The organism is Flavobacterium panici, from assembly GCF_024499525.1.
Classification (GTDB): Bacteria; Bacteroidota; Bacteroidia; order Flavobacteriales; family Flavobacteriaceae; genus Flavobacterium; species Flavobacterium panici.
Map to the genome: position 1 here is coordinate 3,838,546 of NZ_CP100437.1, position 25,971 is coordinate 3,864,516.

19 protein-coding genes are annotated in these 25,971 nt (G+C 35.3%); 13 read left to right on the top strand and 6 right to left on the bottom strand.

Annotated elements, in window-relative coordinates:
- Nucleotides 1-35 precede the first annotated feature (35 nt).
- Nucleotides 36-3,242, bottom strand: a complete 3,207-nt coding sequence (locus NLJ00_RS16180; protein WP_256634553.1) for a PAS domain-containing protein — start codon at nt 3,240-3,242, stop codon at nt 36-38.
- A gap of 224 nt (nt 3,243-3,466) precedes the next feature.
- Between NLJ00_RS16180 and NLJ00_RS16185 the strand changes: the two genes are divergently transcribed.
- On the top strand, nt 3,467-3,805 hold the full coding sequence (locus NLJ00_RS16185; protein WP_256634554.1) for a hypothetical protein: 339 nt from the start codon (nt 3,467-3,469) through the stop codon (nt 3,803-3,805).
- Nucleotides 3,806-4,187: 382 nt separating this feature from the next.
- Nucleotides 4,188-4,982 (top strand): hypothetical protein, encoded by a 795-nt coding sequence (locus tag NLJ00_RS16190; protein ID WP_053472244.1) that lies wholly within the window; start codon nt 4,188-4,190, stop codon nt 4,980-4,982.
- 437 nt (nt 4,983-5,419) lie between these two features.
- Here NLJ00_RS16190 and NLJ00_RS16195 read toward each other — a convergent pair whose 3' ends face one another.
- Both NLJ00_RS16195 and NLJ00_RS16200 read right to left on the bottom strand, forming a co-directional pair.
- Nucleotides 5,420-5,680, bottom strand: a complete 261-nt coding sequence (locus NLJ00_RS16195) for a SemiSWEET family sugar transporter (protein WP_053472245.1) — start codon at nt 5,678-5,680, stop codon at nt 5,420-5,422.
- A gap of 220 nt (nt 5,681-5,900) precedes the next feature.
- The gene (locus NLJ00_RS16200; protein ID WP_256634555.1) at nt 5,901-6,749 is read right to left on the bottom strand and encodes an SDR family oxidoreductase; all 849 of its coding nucleotides are present in this window, start codon (nt 6,747-6,749) and stop codon (nt 5,901-5,903) included.
- Between the two features lie 373 nt (nt 6,750-7,122).
- On the opposite strand from NLJ00_RS16200, the gene NLJ00_RS16205 reads away from it, so the two are divergent.
- The 5 genes from NLJ00_RS16205 to NLJ00_RS16225 all read left to right on the top strand — a co-directional run bounded on the left by NLJ00_RS16205 (nt 7,123) and on the right by NLJ00_RS16225 (nt 13,880).
- A complete protein-coding gene (locus NLJ00_RS16205; RefSeq protein ID WP_256634556.1) occupies nt 7,123-8,337 on the top strand; it encodes a hybrid sensor histidine kinase/response regulator in 1,215 nt (404 codons plus the stop codon).
- Between the two features lie 16 nt (nt 8,338-8,353).
- Nucleotides 8,354-11,926: a response regulator gene (locus NLJ00_RS16210; protein WP_256634557.1), complete on the top strand. Its 3,573-nt coding sequence runs from the start codon at nt 8,354-8,356 to the stop codon at nt 11,924-11,926.
- A gap of 200 nt (nt 11,927-12,126) precedes the next feature.
- Nucleotides 12,127-12,492, top strand: a complete 366-nt coding sequence (locus tag NLJ00_RS16215; RefSeq protein WP_256634558.1) for a response regulator — start codon at nt 12,127-12,129, stop codon at nt 12,490-12,492.
- Between the two features lie 12 nt (nt 12,493-12,504).
- Nucleotides 12,505-13,314: a CheR family methyltransferase gene (locus tag NLJ00_RS16220; RefSeq protein ID WP_053472250.1), complete on the top strand. Its 810-nt coding sequence runs from the start codon at nt 12,505-12,507 to the stop codon at nt 13,312-13,314.
- Entirely contained in the window at nt 13,296-13,880 is a 585-nt protein-coding gene (locus NLJ00_RS16225) for a chemotaxis protein CheB (RefSeq protein ID WP_256634559.1), read from the top strand. The genes NLJ00_RS16220 and NLJ00_RS16225 overlap by 19 nt, the downstream gene beginning before the upstream one ends.
- Here the strand turns inward: NLJ00_RS16225 and NLJ00_RS16230 are convergent, their stop codons facing one another.
- A complete protein-coding gene (locus NLJ00_RS16230) occupies nt 13,881-14,648 on the bottom strand; it encodes a porin family protein (RefSeq protein ID WP_256634560.1) in 768 nt (255 codons plus the stop codon).
- Between the two features lie 9 nt (nt 14,649-14,657).
- Nucleotides 14,658-15,779 (bottom strand): hypothetical protein, encoded by a 1,122-nt coding sequence (locus tag NLJ00_RS16235; protein WP_256634561.1) that lies wholly within the window; start codon nt 15,777-15,779, stop codon nt 14,658-14,660.
- 277 nt (nt 15,780-16,056) lie between these two features.
- On the opposite strand from NLJ00_RS16235, the gene NLJ00_RS16240 reads away from it, so the two are divergent.
- The 6 genes from NLJ00_RS16240 (at nt 16,057) to NLJ00_RS16265 (ending at nt 25,411) form a co-directional block, all read left to right on the top strand.
- Nucleotides 16,057-16,380 (top strand): DUF6660 family protein, encoded by a 324-nt coding sequence (locus NLJ00_RS16240; RefSeq protein WP_235992038.1) that lies wholly within the window; start codon nt 16,057-16,059, stop codon nt 16,378-16,380.
- A gap of 95 nt (nt 16,381-16,475) precedes the next feature.
- Nucleotides 16,476-19,595 carry an efflux RND transporter permease subunit gene (locus NLJ00_RS16245; protein WP_256634562.1) on the top strand — a complete coding sequence of 1,040 codons (3,120 nt, stop codon included), beginning with the start codon at nt 16,476-16,478 and terminating at the stop codon, nt 19,593-19,595.
- 99 nt (nt 19,596-19,694) lie between these two features.
- Nucleotides 19,695-20,933, top strand: coding sequence for a TolC family protein (locus tag NLJ00_RS16250; RefSeq protein WP_256634563.1), 1,239 nt, complete (start codon nt 19,695-19,697; stop codon nt 20,931-20,933).
- Nucleotides 20,934-20,935: 2 nt separating this feature from the next.
- The gene (locus NLJ00_RS16255) at nt 20,936-22,165 is read left to right on the top strand and encodes an efflux RND transporter periplasmic adaptor subunit (RefSeq protein WP_256634564.1); all 1,230 of its coding nucleotides are present in this window, start codon (nt 20,936-20,938) and stop codon (nt 22,163-22,165) included.
- Nucleotides 22,166-22,592: 427 nt separating this feature from the next.
- Complete coding sequence (locus tag NLJ00_RS16260) at nt 22,593-24,590, top strand: heavy metal translocating P-type ATPase (protein ID WP_256634565.1); 1,998 nt, start codon at nt 22,593-22,595, stop codon at nt 24,588-24,590.
- Nucleotides 24,591-24,694: 104 nt separating this feature from the next.
- On the top strand, nt 24,695-25,411 hold the full coding sequence (locus NLJ00_RS16265) for a leucine-rich repeat domain-containing protein (RefSeq protein ID WP_256634566.1): 717 nt from the start codon (nt 24,695-24,697) through the stop codon (nt 25,409-25,411).
- Nucleotides 25,412-25,552: 141 nt separating this feature from the next.
- Here the strand turns inward: NLJ00_RS16265 and NLJ00_RS16270 are convergent, their stop codons facing one another.
- Nucleotides 25,553-25,969, bottom strand: a complete 417-nt coding sequence (locus NLJ00_RS16270) for an arsenate reductase ArsC (protein ID WP_256634567.1) — start codon at nt 25,967-25,969, stop codon at nt 25,553-25,555.
- Nucleotides 25,970-25,971 lie beyond the last annotated feature (2 nt).

Consider the following 25,971-nt stretch of genomic DNA (forward strand, 5'->3'; position numbering starts at 1 on the left):
AAAAACGCCAAACTTAAAATGAGTTTGGCGTTTTTTTATAGCTCGGGCAGGAAAATTTTAAAAGTTGCACCTTGACCTTTTTCGCTTTTTGCTTTTATAATTCCTTTATGGTTTTCGACAATTTTTTTTACAATTGCCAGACCAATTCCGGTTCCTGAGAATTCGCTTTCAGTATTTAATCGCTGGAAAACTTCAAAAATTCGTTCATTGTATTCATTATCAAAGCCAATTCCGTTATCTTTTATTCGCAGGCAGAAGTATGTTTTTTCAGGATAATTAACTTTAAAATTTAGTTCACTTCCCGGAACCCTGCGGGCTTTAATTTCAATATGCGGTGGAATATCTTTTCGGGAAAATTTAAGTGCGTTTCCAATTAAATTATGCAGCAGCTGTCGAAACTGAAAAGGCATAACAGTTCCGTCTCCCAAAGGCTGTAGATCAATAACAGCATTTTTTTCTTCAATACGTTCCGAAAAATCCATTAAAACCTCTTCAACGATTTCATCTAAATTAGTTTTTACAAAAATTCTTTCGGCAGAATTGGTTCTGGAATAGGTGAGAAGGTCCTGAATTAATGTCTGCATCCTTTTAGCCGAAACCTCAATTCGCTCTAAATATGTTTTGGCTTTCGCCGAAATATTCTGATCATCCAACTCTGCTAAACGACTCGCAAAAGTCTGGATTTTCCGAAGCGGTTCCTGTAAGTCATGACTTGAAATATAAGCAAAAGACTGGAGTTCAATATTCATGTTAATCAGATCACGGTTTTTAAGTTCCAGCTCTTCAGTTCGATCGTGAACCTGCTTTTCAAGCTGATTTGTAAAATCCTTTTGATCCTGAATATCAGAACTGGTACCAACCCACATTTGAATCTTTCCTTCAGGATCTCTCTGCGGAATGGCGCGGCTAAACTGCCAGCGGTATATACCATCATGACGGCGAAAACGATGTTCAAACAAAAATTCTTCTCCTGTTTTTATAGACTGCATCCAGATGTTGATATTTTCTTCACGATCATCAGGATGTATCACCTGCAGCCATCCATTTTGATCGACATCGGCTTTTGTGATGCCGCAAAAATCATAAAGTGACTGATTGAAATAATCCAGATTTCCCATTGTGTCACTTGTCCAGACAAACTGCGGCATAGAATCTGCAAGAACACGGAATTTTTTTTCACTTTTCATTAAAATTTCCTGTCTGTTCTTTTCCTCCGTAATGTCCATTACAGTGCCCAGCATTTTGGTAGGATTTTTTAATTCGTCAAAAAAGATCTTTCCGTGAACACGAATCCAGGCAATACTGTCATCTGGTTTTAAAACCCGTGCTTCGTATTTGTAAATATTGGTTTGCAAAGCAATTTCGTAAGCTTTTTGAATGTTGTCAAAATCTTCCGGAAGAATTCGGGAGAGCACTTGCGGTCGTGATATCTTTAAGTTTTTTGGAATACCAAACAACTCCGGCAGGTTATCAGAATAAATCAATTCCTGCGTTGGAATATTTAAATCCCAGGTTACGATTTCGGCAATTTCAGATGCTAAACGTGCTCTTTCTTCGGCGTCTTCTACCTTTTTCCTGGCTTCTACTTTCTCTGTAACATCATTTACGGTAACCATAATCGATGATATCTCTCCATTTTTTTCATACAAAGGAGTATATTGATAATCGAGATAAAACTTCTCTAATTTGCCTTTAATATCAATATATGCAATAGATTCGTTTTCACGAATCGTTTTTCCATCGTATAGTACTTCGTCAAGTAATTGAGGATATTTTTGATCTAAGAGCTCAGGAAACACCTCTAATAAAGGTTTACCAAGAGTTTCACTTGGGTCTTTCTGCCAAATATCATTATGCAGGGTTGTATTGGCCATCTCAATAATATGGTCTTTTCCCTTAAAAATAGTCATTGCAATAGGCGACTGCATTACCAGGTTCCTAAACGCTTTTTCACTTTCAGCCAGATAATAACGTGCTTTTATTGATTCTGTAACTTCATAACCCACAACAATAACGCCTGTTATAGCATTGTTTTCTTCTCTTAAAGGATGAAAAACCAAATTGAAATAACAATCTTCCTGTTTTCCGTATCGGTTTAAAGTAACCAGTAATTCATTTGAAAAATAGGGGATTCCGGTCTCATAAACCTGCAAAAGCAAAGGCTGAACGGTTTCTTTAGCTTCCGGAAGATATTCAAATGCCGATTTATTAAGCGTTTGTTCTTCGGTTTTATCTACAATTTGCAAGTATGTTTCATTAGCCATTTCGACCAGTAAATCCTTGCCTTTCAGAATGGCGATTCCAAGCGGAACTTGTCTCACAATATTCTTAAACCGTTTTTCACTTTCTTCAATTGTATTGCGTGCCGTAACCTGAAGTGTTACATCGTTTGCAATGGCAACAATTCCAGAGATCGATCCGTCGGGTTCTTTTAAAGCTTCGTAAACAACATTTACAAAAGTATCTACAATTTTGCCGTTTCTGGTTAGTTTTACCGGAAGTTCATTAGCTGTAAATCTTTCACCGGTATTATAAACATTCAAAAGAATATCTTCTAAACCCTGTCCCGCAGCTTCAGGAATTGATTCAAAAATAGGCTTGTTGAGAACTTCATCTTCTTTACGTTCCCAAAATTCCAGCATAGGCTCATTTGCAATTTCAACAACATAATCTTTTCCTCTAAAAATGCACATTGCATTTGGTGCCTGAAGAATATTGTTTCTGTAGCGTTTATTGCTTTCTTCTAAATTTTTGTGAATGTTTACCTTATCTGTAGTTTCATTGCAGATCACCAAAACGCCGTCAATTTTACCATCATCATTTGTAACCGGACTGTAGCTGAAAGTCCAGTAAACATCTTCCATTTTTCCGTTTCGGTAAATAGGCAGTAATAAATCTTCATGCCATGTTGCTTCGCCTTCTGTTAAAACCTGATCAATCAGCGGACCAATAAAATCCCAGATTTCCGGCCAATATTCAGCACCTTTTTGACCTAATATAGCGGGATGCTTTCCATCGTTTCCAAGACTTGGACGATAGGCATCATTATAAAAACAAATATGTTCCGGTCCCCAAAACAAAAACATGGGGAATTTTGAGTTCAGCAGAATTCCTAAAGTAGTACGAAGACTCTGCGGCCATGTGTCGACAGCACCAACAGGAGTTTTGCTCCAGTCTTTGGCACGGGTTAATGCACCCATTTCGCCTCCTTTTGCCATGAAATCTTGGTTTGTATTGTTCATTAAAAATTTGTTTTTGTTTTGATTCAAACAATAAATTTTGTGTAATTAATATAGTGTTTTCTAAAGTTTTTCAGATTAAAACCTAAAATTATAAAAATAAATTTTGATTTGTTTTCCGTTTTTTGAATGAGCTAACATTAAAATTAATAGAGTTAATTTTCATTGATTTTAATGATGAAATTTGAATTAACAAAGATTATCAACTAATCTTAAATTACAAAATCATGAAAAGAGAACAAAAACACGAAACCGACTATATAAAGAAATATCAGGATGAAGGCTATACAAAGAATTATTTATTCGACAATGGCTGTTTAATCGATTCAGAAACTAAATATGCTTACAAGCCAGATGAAATATATATTGTAGCGCACCATCGTTATGAAGGAATGAGCGATCCGGATGATATGTCAATTTTATATATTATTGAAACAAAAGACCAGGAAAAAGGAACTCATTTATTAGGATACGGCCCAACAGCAGATTTAGAAGAAGCCGAATTTTTTAAAGATATTCCGAAGAAAAATTATTCAAAAAACGCAGACATAAGTGAACTTACATAAAATAAAATAGATAAGTATTTTTATTTTGCTGAGGAGCAGTTGTTCCAGATTTATTCTGGAGCAGCTGTTTTTTCTTTTTATAAGCTTCGCTAAAGGTTCAAAGGGACAGAGGTTCAAAGGTTCAGAGGTTCAAAGGTTCAGAGGTTTTGTAGAGACGCACTGCAGTGCGTCTTTTCTAAAGTATTGAGAGGGAAACCTTTGTTTCTCTGTCACTTTGAACCTTTGTTGCTACGCAGCTAAAAATTATGAAATTTCTGATTGAAATTGTATAAGGATTTGATTTGCAAGAAGTACGAAATTTGGGTTATAGAAAATGAGTAAAAAACCAAAAGTTGTTTTTGTACGTAAATAAATACAAACTACTTTTCTTAAACCAAAGCAAATGAAAAAACTTTACATAAATACCGGAGGATTTGATGCTGTTTTTAACGACTTAAAAGATAGTTTTAATGGTCAGCTTACAGCGAATAACAATGAATATAATTTAGATATTAAATCAAAATGGACAAAAGGCTCTATTAAAGGAAATAGATTTGATGATAAAGTCCTGTTTATGCATTTTGATCTTGAATTTAATGAAGAAGTTAGTTTGAGTATCGAATCTTTTAAAAGCGCACCTGTGTTTTTTGTTTACTGCGAAAACGGAAACGTAAGCCATAGTTTTGGCGCAAATGGAGAAAAGAAAGTTTTAAGCAAAAAGCAATCGGCTGTTTTAAGCAATTCTTCGGTTATCAATAGTGTATTGTATTTTGAAAGCCATAAACGTATTCAGTTTACATTACTTGGAATGCCAACAATTGAAAACAAAAATGTGGAATTGACCAATCAGGTTAAACAGCATTTTACAAACGATTCTGGAAATTATATTTACATAGGAAAAGAAAATTCAAGAATCTCAAAAAGAATAAAAGAATACGAAACAGTGCCGCAAAAAGGACTTGTGGGAACGCTGCTTAAAAAAAGTATTTTAAAGAATATTGTTGAAATAGAGGTAGAGCAGCACAGTTTTAACTACCTGAGCACATTTGATCCTGTTGTTAATCTGGCAATGAAACCGATTAATGAAATTAAACGAATTTCGACCATGAATTTTTCTGAAATGCTGGCCGCGGCAAGACATCTTAGAGCAAAATATCATTTTTCATTTAAACCATACAATCAAAAATTAGCTAGCTAACAAGCATTATATATTAACTACTATTACGAAAAAAACAGCTTTTCCTAAAGAAGCTGTTTTTTTATTTTTTTTGCCCACGGGTTTTACTGATTTAAACTAGGTTGCGCAGGTTTTTAATCTCGCAAAGTCGTAGAGACGCAAAGTTTTTTAAGTTAATAGCGTCCAGCTTTAGCTAGATAAAAAAAATAATTAATGTATAAAAGGCTTTATCCAAACTAGGAAAGTTTGGCTAAAGCCTTTTGAAATTCTATTCTAAAACCTCCAGCTAAAGCTGGAGGCAATTCAAAAAATCCTCTTAATCTTTTTAATCTGTGGCCTACACAAAAAAACTTTGCGACTCTGCGACTTTGCGAGATTATAACTCAGCGTAAACCCGTTCAACCTGTAGAAATCTGTGGGCAAAAACTTAGCATCTCAGAATCTTAGCATCTCAAAAACTACTCTTTCTCATAATAAATAATAAAATAAACCATGACGAGATTCAGACATAAGGAAACACTGTTTGTGATTATTATGGGAAGATCCTCTTTTAGAATCCCGTAAATAATCCAAACTGCGATTCCGAAAGTAAGAATGCTGAAAGTTTTAAGGGAAATATCTTTTACTTTCTTGGTTTTCCAAACCTTTAAAATCTGCGGAATTGTGGAGAGTGTAATACAGGCTCCGGCAAATAATCCTATGATGTCTATGTAGTTCATTTTTTTTAAGGTTCTAAGGTGCTGAGAGGCTAAGATTCTAAGTTTTTGCCTACGGGTTTTGCGGATTAAACGGGTTTACACAGATTTGTTTTTTTGTTATACTGCGAAGTAATGATGAAGAGCCTTACTTTGCGGACTCTCGTGTGTGATTCCTCGTTCCTCGAAATGACAGATAACCAGCGTAAACCTGTTCAATCCGTAAAATCTGTGGGCAATCTTATCATCCACCAACTAATTCTCCGCCGTTAATATGAATAAACTGTCCGGTGATATAACTGCTGTCTTCGCAGGCTAAAAACACATACGCAGGCCCCACTTCAGAGGGCTGTCCGGCTCTTTCCATTGGGTTGTCTTTTCCAAAATCTGAAATCTTGTCGAAACTTGCCACGATCAAAGGCGTCCATATTGGTCCTGGCGCAACGCCGTTTACCCTGATTTTTCTTTTGGCAAGCATGGTCGATAATGATCTTGTAAAACTTACAATAGCACCTTTTGTACTCGAATAGTCAACTAAATGCTCGCTGCCGCGATACGCAGTTACAGAACTTGTATTGATAATCGTATCGCCTTCGTTTAAATAGGGAAGTGCCGCTTTAGTAATATAGAAATACGGATAAATATTAGTTTCAAATGTTTTATGCAATTGCGCAGCGGTAATTTTTTCCAGTTCATTTTGCGGAAATTGAATAGCCGCATTGTTCACTAAAACATTTATGGTTTTAAAAGTTGTAATGCACTTTTTAATAGCTTCTTTACAGAATTTCTCATCCTTTAAGTCACCGCTTATCAGCAGACATTGCTGACCTTCTTTTTCAACAATTGCTTTTGTTTCCTTCGCATCTTTATCTTCTTTTAAATATACAATGGCAATATTGGCACCTTCACGCGCAAAATGTACGGCAGCGCTTCGGCCTATTCCGCTGTCACCGCCGGTTATAAAAGCAGTTTTACCAAGAAGTTTTCCGCTTCCCGTGTAGTTCTCTCTTATAATTTCCGGTTCGGGATTCATTTTATGTTCGTTTCCGGGAAGCTCTTGTTTTTGCTCCGGAAATGTTTTAGGCTTTTTCATAACATGTACTTTTAAAAACAAATTCTATTGATTAAAATTAGCAGATTAACCAATGAAAATAGGGCTCTAATAAAATTTTGATTACCTCTATAAATTAAAAAAGAAAGAAAAAAGCTATAATTGTTTTAATTTTTTTCAAATGGGTAAATTTTTAATAAGCTGACTTTCATAAATTCAATTTAATTAGGAATAAAAACATGGGAATTATGTAACGAATTAAATACCGATGTAAAACTGAATGCTTGTTTTTTTTCTAAATTTGAAAGTTTTGACTAACCATATTTAAAATAGGATCAGATATTTTAAATAAGAACCTTTTCAAACCAATGATTCAATATTTTTTAACTAGTAACGCTTTATTCCCCATAACAGCATGGTATTAATTGTTGATGATATCAAGGCAAATATTATTGCCTTAAAGAAAACATTAGAACTGCACAATATCGACGTAGATACTGCCGAATCTGGTGAAGAAGCCTTAAAGAAAATCTTAAAAACAAACTACTGTCTTATCATTATGGACGTTCAGATGCCTGGACTTGACGGCTTCGAAGTAGTTAAAATTCTTTCTGGAAATAAACGAACCAAAGACATTCCCGTAATTTTTCTTTCGGCATTAAACATCGAAAAAAAATACATCTTTAAAGGATATGAAAGCGGCGCGGTAGAATACATTACAAAACCTGTTGATACGGATTTATTGATGCTGAAGGTAAAAACTTTCATTAAAATCTATGAACAGCAAAATGAACTAAAAGGCATAAAAGACCTTCTTTCGAAAGAAATCAAAATTAGAAAAGAAGCGCAGGATAATCTCGAAATCAAAATCGCGGAAAGAACCAAAGAACTGGTTTTGAAAAACGAAGAATTAGAGATGAAAAACCACGAATTACAGCAGTTTGCCTGGGTAGTATCGCACGATTTAAATGAACCTATAAGGAAAATCCAGATTTTTATTAAAATAATCAAGGAACTTTACTTAAAAGAAGATGAAAAAGGAATTGATTATGTCGACAGAACCATAAAATCTGCCGAAAGAATGCAGACCCTTATTACAGATCTTCTTGCCTATTCCAGATTATCAGCACAGGTTAAACCGGAAGTTACAGATCTTAATGTGGTTTTACAGGAAGTTCTTTCGGATTTTGATTATTTGATTGAAAGAAAAAATGCGACTGTAAAAGCTACAGAACTCCCCACAATAGACAGTATTCCGAGCCAGTTAAGGCAGGTATTTCAAAATTTAATTGGAAACGCCCTTAAATTCTCAGGCGGTGATGAACCTCCATTAATTGAAATTACGGCTGAATTAATTGCCGATAAATCGTTTGACAGTCCAACTGCGCCAGAAGGAAAGTATTGCAGAATTGTGGTAAAAGATAACGGAATTGGTTTTGATGAAATTTATCTGGACCGAATTTTTATTATTTTCCAGAGTTTAAACGACCGACAGACTTATGAAGGAACCGGAATTGGTCTGGCAATCGCAAAAAAAATCATAGAAAAACACAACGGATTAATAACGGCAAAAAGTGAAGTAGGCAAAGGCGCCAGCTTTATTATAGTTCTTCCCCTAAAATACGAATAAAATACACTTTAAAACCATGAATGGTAACTTTAAAAGAAATCTGCTAATCAGTTCATTAGTTTCATTATTAGTGTTAACAATTAGTTCTGTTGCTTCCTTTATCAGCATCAAAAGTTTGTTAAACAGTAATTTCTGGGTAAACCATACCCAGGATGTTATTTATAACTTAAACGAAGGTTCGGCCATCATTACGGAAGCCCAAACAAGTATGCGTGGCTATTTATTAACTGGTGACGAACAGTTTGTAGACCGGTTTAATGAATCTGAATCCAAATCAAATGCTTATTTTGAAAAGCTGGAAGAGCTTACAGCAGATAATCCTCCACAGCAAAAACTGTTAACCGACTTAGCATCTAAACGTTCCGGGTTCTTTAAATACCTGAATAATCAAATCGTAAAAAAGCGTTTAAACAAGGAAACACTTGTCTTTGACTTGAATGAAGGCAGGATAATGATGAACGACATACGAGCGGTTATCAAAAAAATAGAAAATACAGAACAAAAGCTTCTGGAAGAACGAAATTCAAATTCTGAGCGTTATGGTAATTATAGTTTAATTTTAATTATAGTCGCCTTTTTCATCGCTTTCATTATTTCGATTGTTTTCCTGATCAGAATCCTAAAAGATTATAACGAACGTTCAGCATTACAAAAAGAACTGGAGAAAAAAGATATTGAAACAGCGCAAAGGATTGAAGCAATCAGCAGCATTGCAACCAACATTTCAAAAGGAAACTACGATATTCGTGTAGACGATACAAAAGCCGATGCACTGGGAAGTGTAGGGGAATCGTTGAACACAATGGGAGTTTCCCTTAAAAACTCATTTGAACTTCTTTCTCAAAAAGAATGGCTTCAAACTGGAGTCGCAGAGTTGAATAATGCGATGCTGGGCGAAAAAACACTACAAAAGCTTTCTAAAGATATTATTGAGTTTTTATGCCAATATACCAATAGCAGCGCAGGAGTTTTGTATGTTATTGAAGAAAACGAATTAGTATCTTCTGGTGGATATAGCTATATACCGAGTAAAAGCCGCGAACGCATTCGAAAAGGCGAAGGTTTGATAGGTCAGGCTATTTCATCTGGAAAAATATTAGAATTAAAGACATTATCTGCAGATGATATTCAAATTAATTATGCTTTAGGACAAGTAAAACCTACGCATATTGTGGCGGTTCCGCTGCAGGATAACAAAATTGAAGGTGCGGTTGAATTAGCGAGTATTTACGGTTTTTCGGAGTTGCATTTAGAGTTTTTACGAACAGTTGCCAATAACATTGGAATTGCCTTAAAATCAACTCAAAACAGAAAAAGAGTATTAGAACTGCTGGAAGAAACCAAATCGCAGTCAGAAGAACTTCAGACACAGCACAGCGAACTGGAAGCGATTAATGCCGAATTAGAAGCACAGACTGAAAAACTGCAGGCTTCTGAAGAAGAATTGCGTGTGCAGCAGGAAGAGTTGGAACAAACGAACGAAGAACTTTCTGAAAGAAGTGTTTTATTGGAAGAAAAAAACAATGAAATTCAAAAGAAATCAGAAGCTTTAGAATTAACAACACGTTACAAATCAGAGTTTTTGGCTAATATGTCGCACGAATTAAGAACGCCTCTTAATTCAATTTTGCTTTTAAGCCGTTTATTATCAGAGAACAATAACAAAAGCATGAACAATGAAGAAATTGAGTTTGCTAAAGTTATTCAGAGTTCTGGAAACAGTTTATTAGGTTTAATTGATGAAATTCTTGATTTATCTAAAATCGAAGCCGGTAAAATGGAATTAGAATTTTTAGATATTTCGACTAAAGAAATCACAGACACACTTTGGAATCTCTTTAATCTTGTAGCTAAAGAAAAAGGAATTGAATTTGAAATTATTTCGAAAGAAGCGCCAATTGTTATCAAAACAGACAAAATGCGTTTAGAACAAATTCTAAAAAACCTGATTTCGAACGCTATTAAATTTACAGAAAAAGGAAAAGTAACACTCGAAATCAAGATAAATACAGACGATGACAAAATTATCTGCTTTATTGTAAAAGATACCGGAATAGGAATTCCGTTAGAGAAACAGCCGCTTGTTTTTGAAGCCTTCCAACAAGCCGATGGTTCAACAAAACGTAAATACGGCGGAACTGGTTTAGGATTATCAATCAGCAGGGAATTGGCAAAATTGCTTAAAGGAGAAATTATCCTTCATAGTAGAGTTAATGAAGGAAGTACCTTTACATTATGTCTTCCGGTTTATGGTTCTGTTCCTTACAAAACAAATGTGGAGAAAATACCGCCAACAGCGTTTGTAGAACTGGAACCTGAAAACGAAGCAGGAACGCCCGCAAAAAAATATATCAGCTCAACTATTCCAGACGAAATAGACGACGACAGAAACGAAATAAGAGAAGGAGATAAAGTAATTTTAATTGTTGAAGACGATATTCATTTTGCAAAATCACTTTTGGCTTTTTCACGAAACAAAGGTTATAAAGGAATTGTAGCTGTAAGAGGCGATCATGCCTTAAACTTTACTTTACTGTATAAACCTGTTGGTGTTTTATTAGATATTGAACTTCCGGTAAAAAGCGGATGGGAAGTACTGGAAGAATTAAAAAATCATGCCGAAACCAAACATATTCCCGTTCATATTATGTCATCACATAAATTGAAACAGGAAAGTTTATTAAAAGGTGCAGTTGACTTTTTAGACAAACCGGTGGCATTTGATAAAATTCCGGATGTGTTTTTAAGAATTGAACATATTATTAATAAAGAAGCGCAAAAGGTTTTAATTATTGAAGATAACCCAAAACATGCCAAAGCATTATCTTATTTCTTAGAAACGTATAATATCAATTCGGAGATAAAAAGCGAAGTTTCAGATGGAATTCAGGCTTTAAATAAAACAGAAGTTGATTGTGTAATTCTGGACATGGGAATTCCGGATAAACAAGCGTATCAAATTCTGGATGGCATTAAGAAAAATCCGGGCTTGGAGAAACTTCCGGTAATTGTGTTTACAGGAAAAAGTTTATCGCTAAAAGAAGAAGTAAAAATTAAGAAATATGCTGATTCTATTATTGTAAAAACCGCACATTCGTACCAAAGAATGTTAGATGAGGTTTCACTTTTTCTTCATTTAGTAGAAGATAAAAAGGAAGGAAAAGACAAAAAAGAAGGGCATAAAAAGCTAAATTTACTAAACAACATTCTGCACGATAAAAAAGTACTGATTGTTGATGATGATGTTCGTAATATTTATTCGCTTACAAAAGCCTTAGAAGTATTTAAAATGACGATTATTACGGCTTTTGATGGAAATGATGCCATTAAAGTCCTAAGCGAAAATCCAGATACAGATGTCGTTTTATTAGATATGATGATGCCGCATATGGACGGTTACGAAGCAGCCGAGAAAATACGTGCCAATCCTAAGTTTTTAAATTTACCTGTAATTGCCGTAACCGCAAAAGCAATGACAGGCGACAGAGAAAAATGTATAAAAGCCGGAGCATCAGATTATATTACAAAACCAGTAGATGTTGACCAGTTATTATCGTTATTGCGAGTATGGCTGTATGATAAAGTATAAAAATAAAATGCCACGAATTTCACGAATTTACACAAATCAGATAGGTGATTTAGTATTTAAAAAATTCGTGAAATTCGTGAAATTCGTGGCAAAAAAATAAAGTAAAAAATATTTTAGCCACAGATTAAGGAATTTTCACAGATTATAAAAAAAAATCTTTTTAATCCTTTTAATCTGTGGCAAAAAAAATATAAAAGTTTATGAGTAAAAAACGACTTTTAATTGTAGATGACGATCCTAGAAACATTTTCGCATTAACACATACCTTACGTGTTAAATCATACGATTGTTTGTCTTGCAACAGTGCCGAAGATGCAATAAAATTATTGAAATCTGACGAAAATATCGACGCAGTTTTGCTGGATATGATGATGCCCGAAATGGATGGATATGAAGCCATTCCGTTAATAAAAGCCATTCCGTCAAGAAAATCTATTTTTGTTGTAGCGGTTACTGCGCAAGCTATGACAGGCGACAAAGAAAAATGTTTAGAAGCCGGAGCAGATGGCTACATCTCAAAACCGGTAGATGTTGATAAGTTACTGCTTGTATTAAGCAAAATTTGAATGGGGTAAATTATGATTGAAGATATCGAATTAGAAACACTTATCAACGAAGTTTACGAATACTACGGTTTTGATTTTGGAAGTTATTCAAGAGCATCCTTAAAAAGACGTGTATACCGGGTATATCAGTTAGGCGGATTTGGTCATTTTCATGAATTTCTCTCAAAAGTTCGCTCTGATCCTGAGTATTACAAACAAATGATCGACGAGATCACGGTCAATGTTACAGAAATGTTTCGTGACCCAACATTTTACGGCATTTTAAGAAAAGAAATTTTACCATTATTAGGCACAAAACCTTTTATCAGGTTATGGCACGCCGGCTGTTCTACAGGCGAAGAAGTCTATTCTATGGCTATAATGCTTAAAGAAGCAGGTTTACTGCATAAATCCCTAATTTATGCTACAGATATTAATGCCACGGTTTTAGAAACGGCCAAAAAAGGAATTTTCCCGCTTAGAATGATGAAAGAGTATTCGCAAAACTATCGTGATGCAGGCGGGCAGGAAGACTTTTCGAGTTATTATACCGCTAATTACGGCATTGCAAAATTCAACGAAGAGCTGTCTCAAAAAATGGTATATTCACAGCACAATTTAGTATCAGACACTTCATTCAATGAATTTGATATTATATTATGCCGTAATGTTTTAATTTATTTTGATAGTGACCTTCAAAAAAGAGTCATTAATTTATTTGATGAAAGCTTAGCTGTTTTAGGTTTTCTGGCCTTAGGCACAAAAGAAACAATAAAATATTCTATTTCTCCCGGCAAATACAAACAGTTTGAAAAAGAGAAAATATGGAGGAAAATAAAATAATATCAAACTGCAGATTAGTAATAATAGGAGGATCAGCAGGAAGTTTAAATGCTTTAATGCAGATTTTACCTGAATTAACAGCACTGCGTAATTATGCGATCGTAATTGTTGTACATCGCAAAAGTACAGACGATCAGACTCTGGAAGAATTAATTACTTTAAAATCAAGCGTTCCCGTAAAACCAATCGAAGACAAAACAATTCTTATACCCGGATTTATATATATAGCCCCGTCTAATTATCATTTATTATTTGAAAAAGACGATACACTCGCATTAGATACCTCAGAAAAAATAAATTACAGCCGTCCAAGTATCGATGTTTCTTTTGAATCGGCAGCAGAAATCTACGGAAGTTCTTTGGTTGGAATTCTGTTTTCAGGATCCAATACCGATGGAACATTAGGATTACAAGCCATTCAGGAAAACGGTGGAAAAATTGTAGTGCAAAATCCATTATCGGCAGATATGCCCTTTATGCCCAATAATGCGATATTGTTTACAACACCTGATTATGTTTTAAACAACGAAGAAATATTAGCATTACTCAACTCCATAAACAGTTAATTATTTTTTAGGCGCTTCGTCTTCCGGAAGAATAACTTTGTTCAGTTCTGCTTCTTTTTCAGCACGTTTTTGAGCCGCTTTTCCTTTCCCAATAGGTATTCCGGCAGTAAAATACAAAGACCTGTTATATACATTAGGTCCGTCACCTTTCATAACAGGAACTAAACCATAATAGTATTGAATCGTGATATTTAAACCATTGCCCACATTCATGTGATATCCCGTACCAAAAGCAATTCCGGCATCAATAACCCTGATTTCATCCCGAATCTTTTTCTTGTAAACCACATCATTATCATTAATCTTATTTTTAAACTGATCAAAAGCCGAAGCCAAAAGCCCAAGCTGAGGCCCGGTTTTAAGATAAATTTGATTTTTAAACTGATATTTAATCAAAATAGGCACATTAAAATACCGAATCTCACGATCAACAGTTCCGCCCGCAAAAGTATTATCCAGATTTTCATCTTCTAAAGAATAAAGAGGAATCTGCCGTGCGCCCATAGGAGATTTTACAATCACACCCGTGTTAATCATCCACGCCGGATTTTGCTTTGATTTTATATCAAAATAAAAACCAAGATTAAAACCGGGATTCAATCCAGAACTCTCCATATTAGAAATATCTGAAAGATTGATACCGCCTTCTAAACCAAACTCTAAAAAAGGAGAATTTAGTTTATCACCAAAAATCAGAGAAATCAAAACCTGAGATTCCGCCTGATTCATACAAAAAAAAGTGACGAGTAATAATAAACCTTTTTTCATAAAAATAGGTTATAATCCAAAACGATATTGTATTCCTCCTAAAGCTTGCGTACGAGTTCCCAGAAAACCAGCTTCGACCCTAAACATAATATGTTTATTAAATTGATATTGAGTCCCTACAATGAAATTCCACATATCTTTTGGCCTTTTTTGAAGCGAATATTGAACCGATGAAGAACTGGCAGTGCTTAAAGCACCATCTAAAGTTGACAAAAGATTTCCGGCACTTTCCAGCGCACGGTTTGCTGTATTATGTTTAGCAATATTAGCAGGATTTTTTTGTTCGGCAGGTGTTAGTCCGCCCCACCAGGTATCGACCTTTTGCTGATTTTCAGAAACCTTAGTTAGTCCATTGTCGACTTTTGCCTGGGCTGTAGATAAATCGATTACATCCGATAAATTAATATTTCCATTTGTATTTCCGGCTATATGAACCCTGAAGCCGCCAACCCATACCGCTATATTTTGATCTGCTTTAGGAAGTTTAAATGTTTTTCCTAAACGAGGACCAAAGACATACGAAAAAGCAGGTTTATCTAAAGCACTTACATCTGTCCAGGCCATATTCATATCAAGATCGAGCCAGCCGCCTCCAATTCCTATGGTTGGTGTCATTCCAAAACCAAATGTGGTAGCGCTAAAATTGGCTTTTGTACTAAAATTGGCAATTTCAGTCCAATTATTATCAGCATCAGGTATATAAATTCCCGCATTGATTTTTGTTGAAGGATTTGATTTTCCAAAAATACCATAGATATTTAAAAAAGGCAGCAGCCATATATCCGGACGAATAGTAAGTGCTCCCGCTTCGACAGAAGATTTATCAAAACGTACAATTTCGTCTAAATTATACATAGGCCCGTTATTAAAACCCACTTGAAGATTACTGATGATAATTTCAGAATCCTGCCAGAAATAATTTAAGGAAAGCCCGGCTGAATAAGGAAGTTTGTATCCTTTTTGAGCTACTTTTTCACCCCAGATAGGAAGGGCATAAGGATAATCGGCAACTTTAAGACTGTCTTTTAACTCCTGGTTTTTTTGTCCTACGATTTTCTCAGTATAAACCTGACCGAAAAATGAAACACTAAATAATAAAAAAACGGCTGATATTAGTTTTTTACATTTCATTGATTAGAGTATTAGTTGATTAAAATAAAACTGCTTGAAATAAATATGTACTAATGTATTCTGAGGGAATTTCGGCTTATCTTTTGTTTTTAGAGGCGTAAAATAGAGATATTGAGAGGGATTATATGTAATAATATGAGTTAATTATTGTTAAAGTTAACTAAAATTTCTTTTAGGAAGAACTATTTTTTAATAAATATGCTTAAAAATCAATCTATTACGACTTTTTTAAGAGCAGATAGAATTACAAACAGAATATTATATTATTTTTACAGTAATGAAATGGATAGCAATACTTATGTCAATTTATTTGATGGCACTTTCAAATATGCCTTGTGCAGATATGGAAGTAAACAGCGCTATGCATAAAACAGCCCGGTTTTCATCAGAAGAAAATCATTCCCACGATAAAGACAACGATTTATGTTCTCCATTTTGTGCCTGCAACTGCTGCGGAGCACAGGTTTTAAGTTACCAGATAGCTGTAAACTTCGAATTTCCTTCAGCTTACACAAAAATTTCAATTCCTTTACCAAGTTACAATTCTGTATTTACTTCTAATTTCTACGGAAGTATTTGGCAGCCCCCTCAAATAGCATAATGATATCCCGATAAATCGGGTTAGAGAACTGTGGACTTTCCACAAATGTATCAGACAAACTTTTGTCTCAATTCTCATGTCATTATATATTTCAAATGCTAGATAAAATCATTCAGTTTAGTATACGAAACAAATTCGTTATACTATTATTTACCCTCGTTTTAATAGTGTGGGGAAGCTATTCGCTTAAACAATTGCCGCTTGATGCCTTGCCGGACGTTACCAATAATCAGGTTCAGATTATTACCACTGCGCCCACATTGGCAAGTCAGGAAGTCGAGCAGTTAATAACATATCCGCTGGAACAAGCCGTAAAAACCGTTCCCGATATTATAGAACTCCGCAGTATTTCCCGTTTTGGGTTATCTGTCGTAACCGTTGTTTTTGAAGACAATGTTGATATTTACTGGGCACGCGAACAAATATTTCAACGCTTAAAACAAGCCGAAGAAAATATTCCCGCTTATGCAGGTTCACCGGAATTAGCGCCAATTACAACAGGTCTTGGAGAAATTTACCAATATGATGTTTACGCCAAAAAAGGCTACGAAAACAAATACGACGCCGTAAAACTAAGAACCATTCAGGATTGGATTATTATTCCGCAATTACAGGGGATTAAAGGCGTTGCCGATGTAAGTACCTGGGGCGGAAAACTAAAACAATACGAAATCGCCGTAAACCCAAATACACTAAACAGTCTGGGCGTTACGATTACCGAAATTTTTGATGCCTTAGAAAAAAACAATCAAAACACCGGAGGCGCTTATATTGAAAAAGACCAATACGCGTATTTCATTCGCGGTGTAGGAATGGCAAAAGGTGTAAAAGACCTTGGAAACGTCGTTGTTAAAAACAGAAACGGTTCTCCAGTTTTGGTTCGCGATGTAGCGCAGGTTCGCGAAGGCGTTGCATTACGTTACGGCGCCTCAACAAAAGATGGAAAAGGAGAAATAGTTTCCGGTTTAGTTTTAATGCTGAAAGGCGAAAACTCCAGCGCCGTTGTAAACCGAATCCATGAAAGAATGGCCCAGATTAATAAAAGCCTGCCCGAAGGTGTCGTTGCAGAAGCTTTTATTGACAGAGGAAAACTGGTTGATAACGCCATTGGAACCGTTACCAAAAACTTACTCGAAGGAGCTTTAATTGTCATTTTTGTGCTGATCCTGTTTTTAGGAAATCTTCGTGCCGGATTGATCGTTGCATCGGTAATTCCGCTGGCGATGTTATTTGCTATTATTTTAATGAATGCCTTTGGCGTAAGCGGAAACCTGATGAGTTTAGGTGCCATAGATTTTGGGATTATTGTCGACGGCGCTGTTATTATTGTAGAAGCTTCCATGCATCATCTGCAGAAACTCAAACGCAATAAAGAACTTTCGCAGGAAGAAATGGATGTTGAAATCTACAATTCGGCATCAAAAATCAGGAATAGTGCCGCTTTTGGAGAAATCATTATTCTAATCGTGTATCTGCCAATTCTCGCTTTAATAGGAACCGAAGGAAAAATGTTTAAACCAATGGCCATGACAGTGGGTTTTGCCGTAATTGGCGCGTTTATACTTTCGCTGACCTATGTGCCAATGATGAGTGCATTATTTCTTTCGAAGAAAACCGAACATAAAGAAAACTTCAGCGACAAAATGATGCTTTGGTTTGAGAATTTATACACACCATTTTTAAATAAAGCATTAAAATTCAAAAAAGTAGTTTTAGGAATCTCTCTCGGATTATTCTCTTTAGGATTAATCATTTTCAATAATATGGGCGGTGAATTTATTCCAACCATTGAAGAAGGTGATTTAGCCATTAATGCTTCAATCATGACAGGAAGTTCGCTTACGCAGATGGTGGAAACTACAACCAAATACGAACAAATTTTAAAAGCCAAATTCCCAGAAATCAAAACCATCGTAACCAAAATAGGAAGCGGGGAAATCCCAACCGATCCAATGCCCATTGAAAGCGGCGATTTGATTATTGTTTTAAAAGACAAAAAAGAATGGAAAGGTAAATACCATAATTGGGAAGAACTGGCAAACGCCATGAAAGAAGAAATGGAAGTAATTCCGGGCGCTAACATCGAAATTTCGCAGCCTATTCAAATGCGATTTAACGAATTAATGACCGGAAGCCGAAGCGATATCGCCATCAAAATTTTTGGTGATGATCTGGAAATCTTAGATTCAAAAGCATCAGAATTAATTTCGACAATAAAAAGCATTGAAGGAATTGGCGACTTAAAAGCCGATAAAGTAACCGGACTACCTCAAATTACAATAAAATACGATTACAATAAAATTGCTTTATACGGATTGAATATTTCTGATATTAATCAAATTATTCGTTCGTCGTTTGCGGGAGAAAGTGCCGGAAAAATCTACGAAGAAAGTAAACGTTTTGATGTTGTAGTAAGAATGGATCAGGACAATCGCGCCGATATTACCGATGTGAGTAATTTATTTATTCCGTTACCAAACGGACAGCAAGTTCCGCTTTCGCAAGTGGCGAGTGTAGATTATGAACAAGGTCCTGTACAGGTTACGCGCGAAGACGGAAAACGAAGAATTACCGTTGGTTTAAATGTTCGTGGCAGAGATATTAAAACCGTTGTAGAAGAAATTCAACAGAAACTCGACAAAGATTTCAAACTTCCTGCGGGTTATTATGTAACGTATGGCGGACAATTTGAAAATTTAATCGAAGCCACAAAACGACTTTCGGTTGCATTGCCAATCGCTTTAGGTTTGATTTTGATCTTGCTGTATTTTACGTTTAAAAGCTATAAACAAGCACTTTTAATCTTTACAGCCATTCCGTTATCAGCTATTGGAGGGGTATTTGCGCTTTCGCTGAGAGGAATGCCGTTTAGTATTTCTGCCGGAATTGGTTTCATCGCCTTATTCGGAATTGCGGTGCTAAACGGAATTGTTCTGATTTCGTATTTCAATCAATTAAAATCAGAAGGAATTTTAGATCCGCTGCAACGAGTCATAATCGGAACCAAAACCAGATTACGTCCCGTTTTAATGACCGCAGCCGTAGCTTCTTTAGGATTTTTACCAATGGCATTATCCACAAGCGGCGGGGCAGAAGTACAGAAACCTTTAGCAACGGTAGTTATTGGCGGCTTAATCTCGGCAACCTTATTAACGTTAATCGTGTTACCGATTTTGTATTTAATGTTAGAGAAGTTTAACCGTAAAGTAAAATGATTTCTCCCGCAGATTTTGCAGATTCGGCAGATTTAATTTTTGATTATAATAATCTGCTAAATCTCCAAAATCTGCGAGAGTTAAAAAAAAACAAATGAAATGAAAAAATCAACATATAAAAATCAATCAAAAATACTTTGCTACCGATGGCTATCGGGATTGCGGTTAATTGCATTCCTATTGGCAAGCACAATAACATCGGCGCAAGCCAAAATATCTTTAGAAAAAGCAATAGAACTTGCCAAATCAAACAACATCGACCTAAAAATCGCCGATAAAGAAATAGAAAAACAAACCCTTTTAAAGAAAACTGCTTTTCAACCAGATCCGTTGCAGGTTCAATATCAAGGCGGACAATTTAACAGCGTAGATTTCGATCATAATGTTTCGGTACAGCAATTCTTTCCATTAGGAAATGTCACAAAAGCAAACAGACAATTGCAGGAAGAACTGGCAAAACTGGCCGAAAAACGAAAAGCTTTATCCTCTTACGAACTGGAAAAAGCCGTCACTTTGGCCTATTATCAATATTTATACGGAATTTCGATTCAAAAGTTAAACTCAGAATTAAACGAGATTTACACCAAATTCCTAAAGAACGCCGAACTCCGTTTTAAAACCGGAGAAAGTGGAAACATTGAAGTGATCAGTGCCAAAGCCAAAGTGAAAGAAATCGAAACCCAAAAAGAACAATTAAATTACGATTTGGCGATTTACCAAAAACAGCTTCAGTTTTTTGTGCAGACGAATGAAAGTATCATCCCAGATGAAACGACTTCATTAAAGTATTCCTTTGTTGAAAATAAAGATTCTAAAGCCGAAACGTTATTGACAGATTTTTATCAGCAGCAGATTTCGGTTTACCAAAAAGAAGCAGTAACGTTTAAAGCCAACAGAACACCAAAATTAGGTTTAGGCTATTTTGCACAGACTATTAATACTGAATCGTTGTTTCAGGGTTTCACGGCGGGATTGCAAATTCCGATTTTTGGAGGCGTAAATACTGCTAAAGCCAAAGTCGCAGAAATTAGCATTTCGCAGTCGCAATTGGCATTCGATAAAAACAAAATTATTCTGAACCTGCAAAAAGAAGAATTGCAGAATAACTTTCAAAAACAGCAGAAAAACCTGGATTATTATCAAAATGAAGGTTTGCAATATGCCAACCAGATTATTGATACGGCACAAAAAAGTTATGCCAACGGCGATATGAGTTATTGGTCGTATATCAGTTTTTTAAATCAGGCTATTGATATCAAAAAACAACTCGCCGAAGCAACGCACAGTTTCAATCAAAGTGCCATCGAACTTCAATTCCCAACCATCAAAAACAATTAATCATGAAAGATATATCTAAAAATTTAACCGCAAAGTTCGCAAAGAAAAAACGCGAACTTCGCAAAGGAATAAAACTTGGCGTACTTTGCGGATCCTTTGCGCTCTTTGCGGTTAACTTAAGCTGCAATGAAAAAAAGACCGAAGAAACCCATGAAGAAGAAAAATCGCAGACAGAAGCCACATTAACAGAATCTCAATATAAAACAGTAGGCATTGAAACCGGATTTGTAGAAAACAGAAACCTGAATAAAATCATTAAAGCCAATGGTTATACCACAGTTCCACCGCAAAATTCGGCTGAGGTTTCGACTTTAATTGGCGGAACAGTAAAAGATATTTATGTTTTAGAAGGAACTTTTGTCAACAAAGGGAAAGTTTTGGCAACCATTCAAAATCTGGAAGTAATTGAAATGCAGGAAGATTATCATTCGGCTACAGCCAATGTTGAATATTTGCAATTAGAATACAACCGCCAGAAAACATTAAGCGATGAAAACGTGAATCCGAGGAAAACATTTCAGGAAGTAAAAGCCAAATTAGCCGCAGAAAGAGCCCGTGCGCAGGCTGCAAAAAATAAGTTGGAAGCCTTGCATGTTGGTATAAAAGGAAGTTCGTCTTTAGTGCCAATTGTTGCGCCCATAAGCGGTTATGTTGGAAAAATCAGTATTGCTAAAGGCGCTTTTGCACAAACCGGAGTTTCTTTGTTTGAGGTTGTAGATAACAGTCAGATGCATTTAGATTTAAATGTTTATGAAAAAGATCTGGGCTCGATTTCAATTGGCCAGGTAATCGATTTTGTGTTGACAAATCAATCCAATAAATCAATTAAAGGAAAGATTTTCGGAATCAATAAATCATTTTCTAACGAAAGTAAAACCGTTGCAGTTCACGCCAAAATTGATCCCGCCGATGCTAAAGATTTGATTTCGGGAATGTATGTTTCGGCAAATATCAATATTGTAAATGCCACCGTCCCGGCTTTACCAAAAGACGCCGTTGTTCGAAATGCCGATAAATATTTTGTTTTTGTGCAGGAAGAAGAGCATAAAAACGAGAAAACAAAAGAAAAAGAAATTCATTTTAAAGCAATTGAAGTGATTCCCGGTACTACAGATTTAGGTTTTACAGAAATTAAATTTGTTGACAGAATTGAGCCTGATGCTAAAATTGTTACAGAAGGTGCTTTTTATTTGCTTTCTTCAATGAAGGGCGGGGGAGCGCATGAGCATTAGGTTATTTGCCACGAAGGCACTAAGGCGCAAAGTTTTTTTTTAAAGCTGGTGTAAAATAATCTCGCAAAGTCGCGAAGGTTTCTCTAAAGAAGGTGTGAAATAATCTCGCAAAGTCGCAGAGTCGCAAAGTTTATTTCTCATTTTATGTCATTTCGACGAAGGAGAAATCTTCGCAAGAAGCTCGACAAAGATTGGATTCTCGTTACGGAGTTACTCGCGAAGATTTCTCCTTCGTCGAAATGACAAATAGTACGCTTAATTCTCCAATCAAAAACTTTGCGACTCTGCGACTTTGCGAGATTAAAAAACATTTTCACTTAAGAGTAATTACCACAAAATGACTAAATTTAGAGCATAATTTAAACGAAGTTTACAGAACAAAAAACCTGTCCCGATAGCTATCGGGATTAAACTTGAAACTCCAAAAATGATACATCAAGATAAAGAAATAAAAAATACTAAAAATAAAACCAAACCATCCTGCTGTTGTTCACACGACGAACCTGTACATTCAGATAATGACGGACATGACCACGGCCACGATCACCAACATGGAGCCGAAGGCAGTTTGTTTAAATTATTCCTTCCATCTATTATATCTCTTGCTTTATTACTTATAGGAATTGGATTTGACCATTATTTTCCTCAAAACTGGTTTTCAGGATATGTTCGAATCGCCTGGTATGTCATTGCTTATCTTCCGGTTGGGCTTCCGGTTTTGAAAGAAGCTTATGAAAGCATTGTAAAAGGCGATGTTTTTTCCGAGTTTTTCCTAATGTGTATTGCCACTATTGGAGCTTTTGCAATTGGTGAATATCCCGAAGGTGTTGCCGTTATGCTATTTTATACCATTGGAGAAACATTTCAGGGAATGGCGGTCAGTAAAGCAAAATCTAATATTAAAAGTTTACTGGATCAGCGTCCGGATGAGGTTAATATTTTAGAAAATAATATTGCCGTAAAAATAAAAGCTAAAGAGGCTAAAATAGGCGATACCATTCAGCTTAAAGCAGGTGAAAAATTAGGTTTAGACGGTGAATTATTATCAGATTCGGCTTCGTTTAATACCGCAGCTTTAACGGGAGAAAGTAAACCAGATACTAAAAAGAAAGGAGATACGGTTTTAGCCGGAATGATCAACGGAAATACAATTGCACAAGTAAGAGTTACAACGGCTTACAACGATAGTAAACTTTCGAAAATTCTGGAATTGGTGCAGAATGCGACAACAAAAAAAGCGCCTGCCGAATTATTTATCCGCAAGTTTGCCAAAATTTATACACCAATTGTAGTGTATTTAGCAATTGCAATTTGTTTACTGCCAATGCTTTTTGTCGATAATTATGTGTTTAGCGACTGGTTGTACAGAGCTTTGGTTTTTCTGGTTATTTCTTGTCCGTGTGCTTTGGTTATCAGTATTCCGCTTGGTTATTTTGGCGGAATTGGCGCTGCGAGTAAAAACGGAATTCTGTTTAAAGGAAGTAATTATCTCGATAGTATTTCGAAGATTCAGAATGTGGTTATGGACAAAACCGGAACAATGACCGAAGGTGTTTTTAAAGTTCAGGAAGTCATTATAAAACCTGATTTTGATAAAGAAGAAATTCTGAAAGTGGTTAATGCTTTAGAAGGTAAAAGTACACATCCCGTGGCGACTGCAATTCATAATCATGTTGGCGTGATTGATTCTTCTATCGAATTAAAAAACGTTGAAGAAATTTCCGGACACGGATTAAAAGCTGAAGTAAACGGAAAAGAACTGCATGTTGGGAATTTCAAATTACTGGATAAGTTTAATATTTCTTACGATATTGATCCAGGTTCAGTAGTTTACACCACAATTGCCATTGCTTACAATAATAAGTTTGCGGGTTATTTAACCATTGCCGATGAAATTAAAGCAGATGCGCAAGAAACCGTTTCAAAACTAAAATCATTAGGCGTAAAAGTTACGATGTTAAGCGGAGACAAAACAAATGTCGTTGAGTTTGTGGCCGATAAACTCGGAATAAAGAATGCTTTTGGAGATTTACTTCCGGAAGATAAGGTCAATAAAGTAAACGAAATCAAAGCCAAAAACGAAACGGTAGCTTTTGTGGGCGATGGCGTAAACGATGCTCCGGTAATCGCATTAAGCACCGTAGGAATTGCAATGGGAGGTTTAGGAAGCGATGCCGCTATCGAAACCGCCGATGTTGTAATTCAGGATGATAAACCGAGTAAAATTGCAATGGCAATTAATATTGGAAAACAAACCAAAAAAATTGTCTGGCAGAATATTGGTTTAGCTTTCGTTGTAAAAGCTTTTGTACTTATTCTCGGTGCAGGCGGACTTGCCACAATGTGGGAAGCTGTTTTTGCAGATGTTGGTGTAGCGTTGTTGGCGATTTTAAATGCGGTTCGAATTCAGAAGATGAGGTTTTAGTTTGATGAAATTCTGCCTTATTTTGATATATTAATAACTGATATAGAACATTCTAATTGTTTTATATAGAGAGATTTTGTAACTGAAAATATATTTAATAATTTATGAATTGGGATAATTATTTATTAGAAGAAAAAGCACCATATGGAGCAATAGCTCATTTAGGAGTTTTAGAAGGAAATGTTTCTGGAATCTATGATTTATCAAAAGTAGATAATGATACACGAGTTCTGAGCTTATCAACTCCACTTAAAAAATTTAAAAAAGCGTATACAAATTTTTCTTCTTTGATTGTAAATGAAAAAATTGAAGCTATTTATGTCAATGACATTGATAAAGAACGTATTTCAGTTTTTTCAGCATTACCAAATTTAAAATATCTACAAATAAGTTCAAACAAGCAGGACGAAATTCCGAATTTAGATTCTTTAAATTCAGTAGAGGTTTTGATACTTGCAAATGTCACAAAAATTCAAAATCTAGATTTCTTAAAAAATATGAAGAATTTAAAAACCCTTTATATTTATGGAATGAATAATTTATATGACTTAACTCCAATTTCTACTTTAATCAATTTAAAAGAACTAGATATCGAGCATGGAAAGATGAATGGTACCGGAAAAGCTGTAAAAAGCATAAGTCCATTAAAATCATTAACTCAATTAAAGTATCTCAGATTGGCGGTGAAAATAGAAGATGAAAGTGTTGATCTTAAATCTTTATATGGATTAAAAAACCTTCAAAAAATTACGATACTTCCTAGATATTTAAAAACTGAAAAATGGAAAAGTTTAATAAATGAATTGCCTTTAATAAAATAGGTTTTAAAATGATTTACACCAAATTAAATAAAGAAATCGAAAAGTATTATAAGCAAATTGGTATGTATGCTGAATTGCAGTTGTAAAAGATTATAAAAGCCCATTTCATAATAGAAACGAGCTTTGTTATTTTGATTAATATTAAAAATTATCTTTTCCAAACTGATCGCAAAACTCTTTTATAGTTTGTCTTACAGTTCTAAACTCCTGTAAAATTTCTTCTTCAGTTCCTGCTGCTTTGGCTGGATCATTAAAGTTTTGATGTATTTTGTGAGCTTTTGACGGAAAGTACGGGCAGCGCTCTTTTGCATTATCACAAACCGTAATTACAAAATCAAAATCTATATTTTGGTATTCATCAACATGATTTGAAGTATGATTAGAAATGTCAATTCCATCTTCTTTCATCGTTATAATTGCTCTTGGATTAACTCCGTGCGTTTCTATTCCGGCGCTGTAAATGCTGGCTTTATCGTCTAAAAAGTATTTTAAATAACCTTCGGCAATTTGACTTCTGCAGCTGTTTCCTGTGCAGAGTACTAAAATGTTTTTTGTCATAA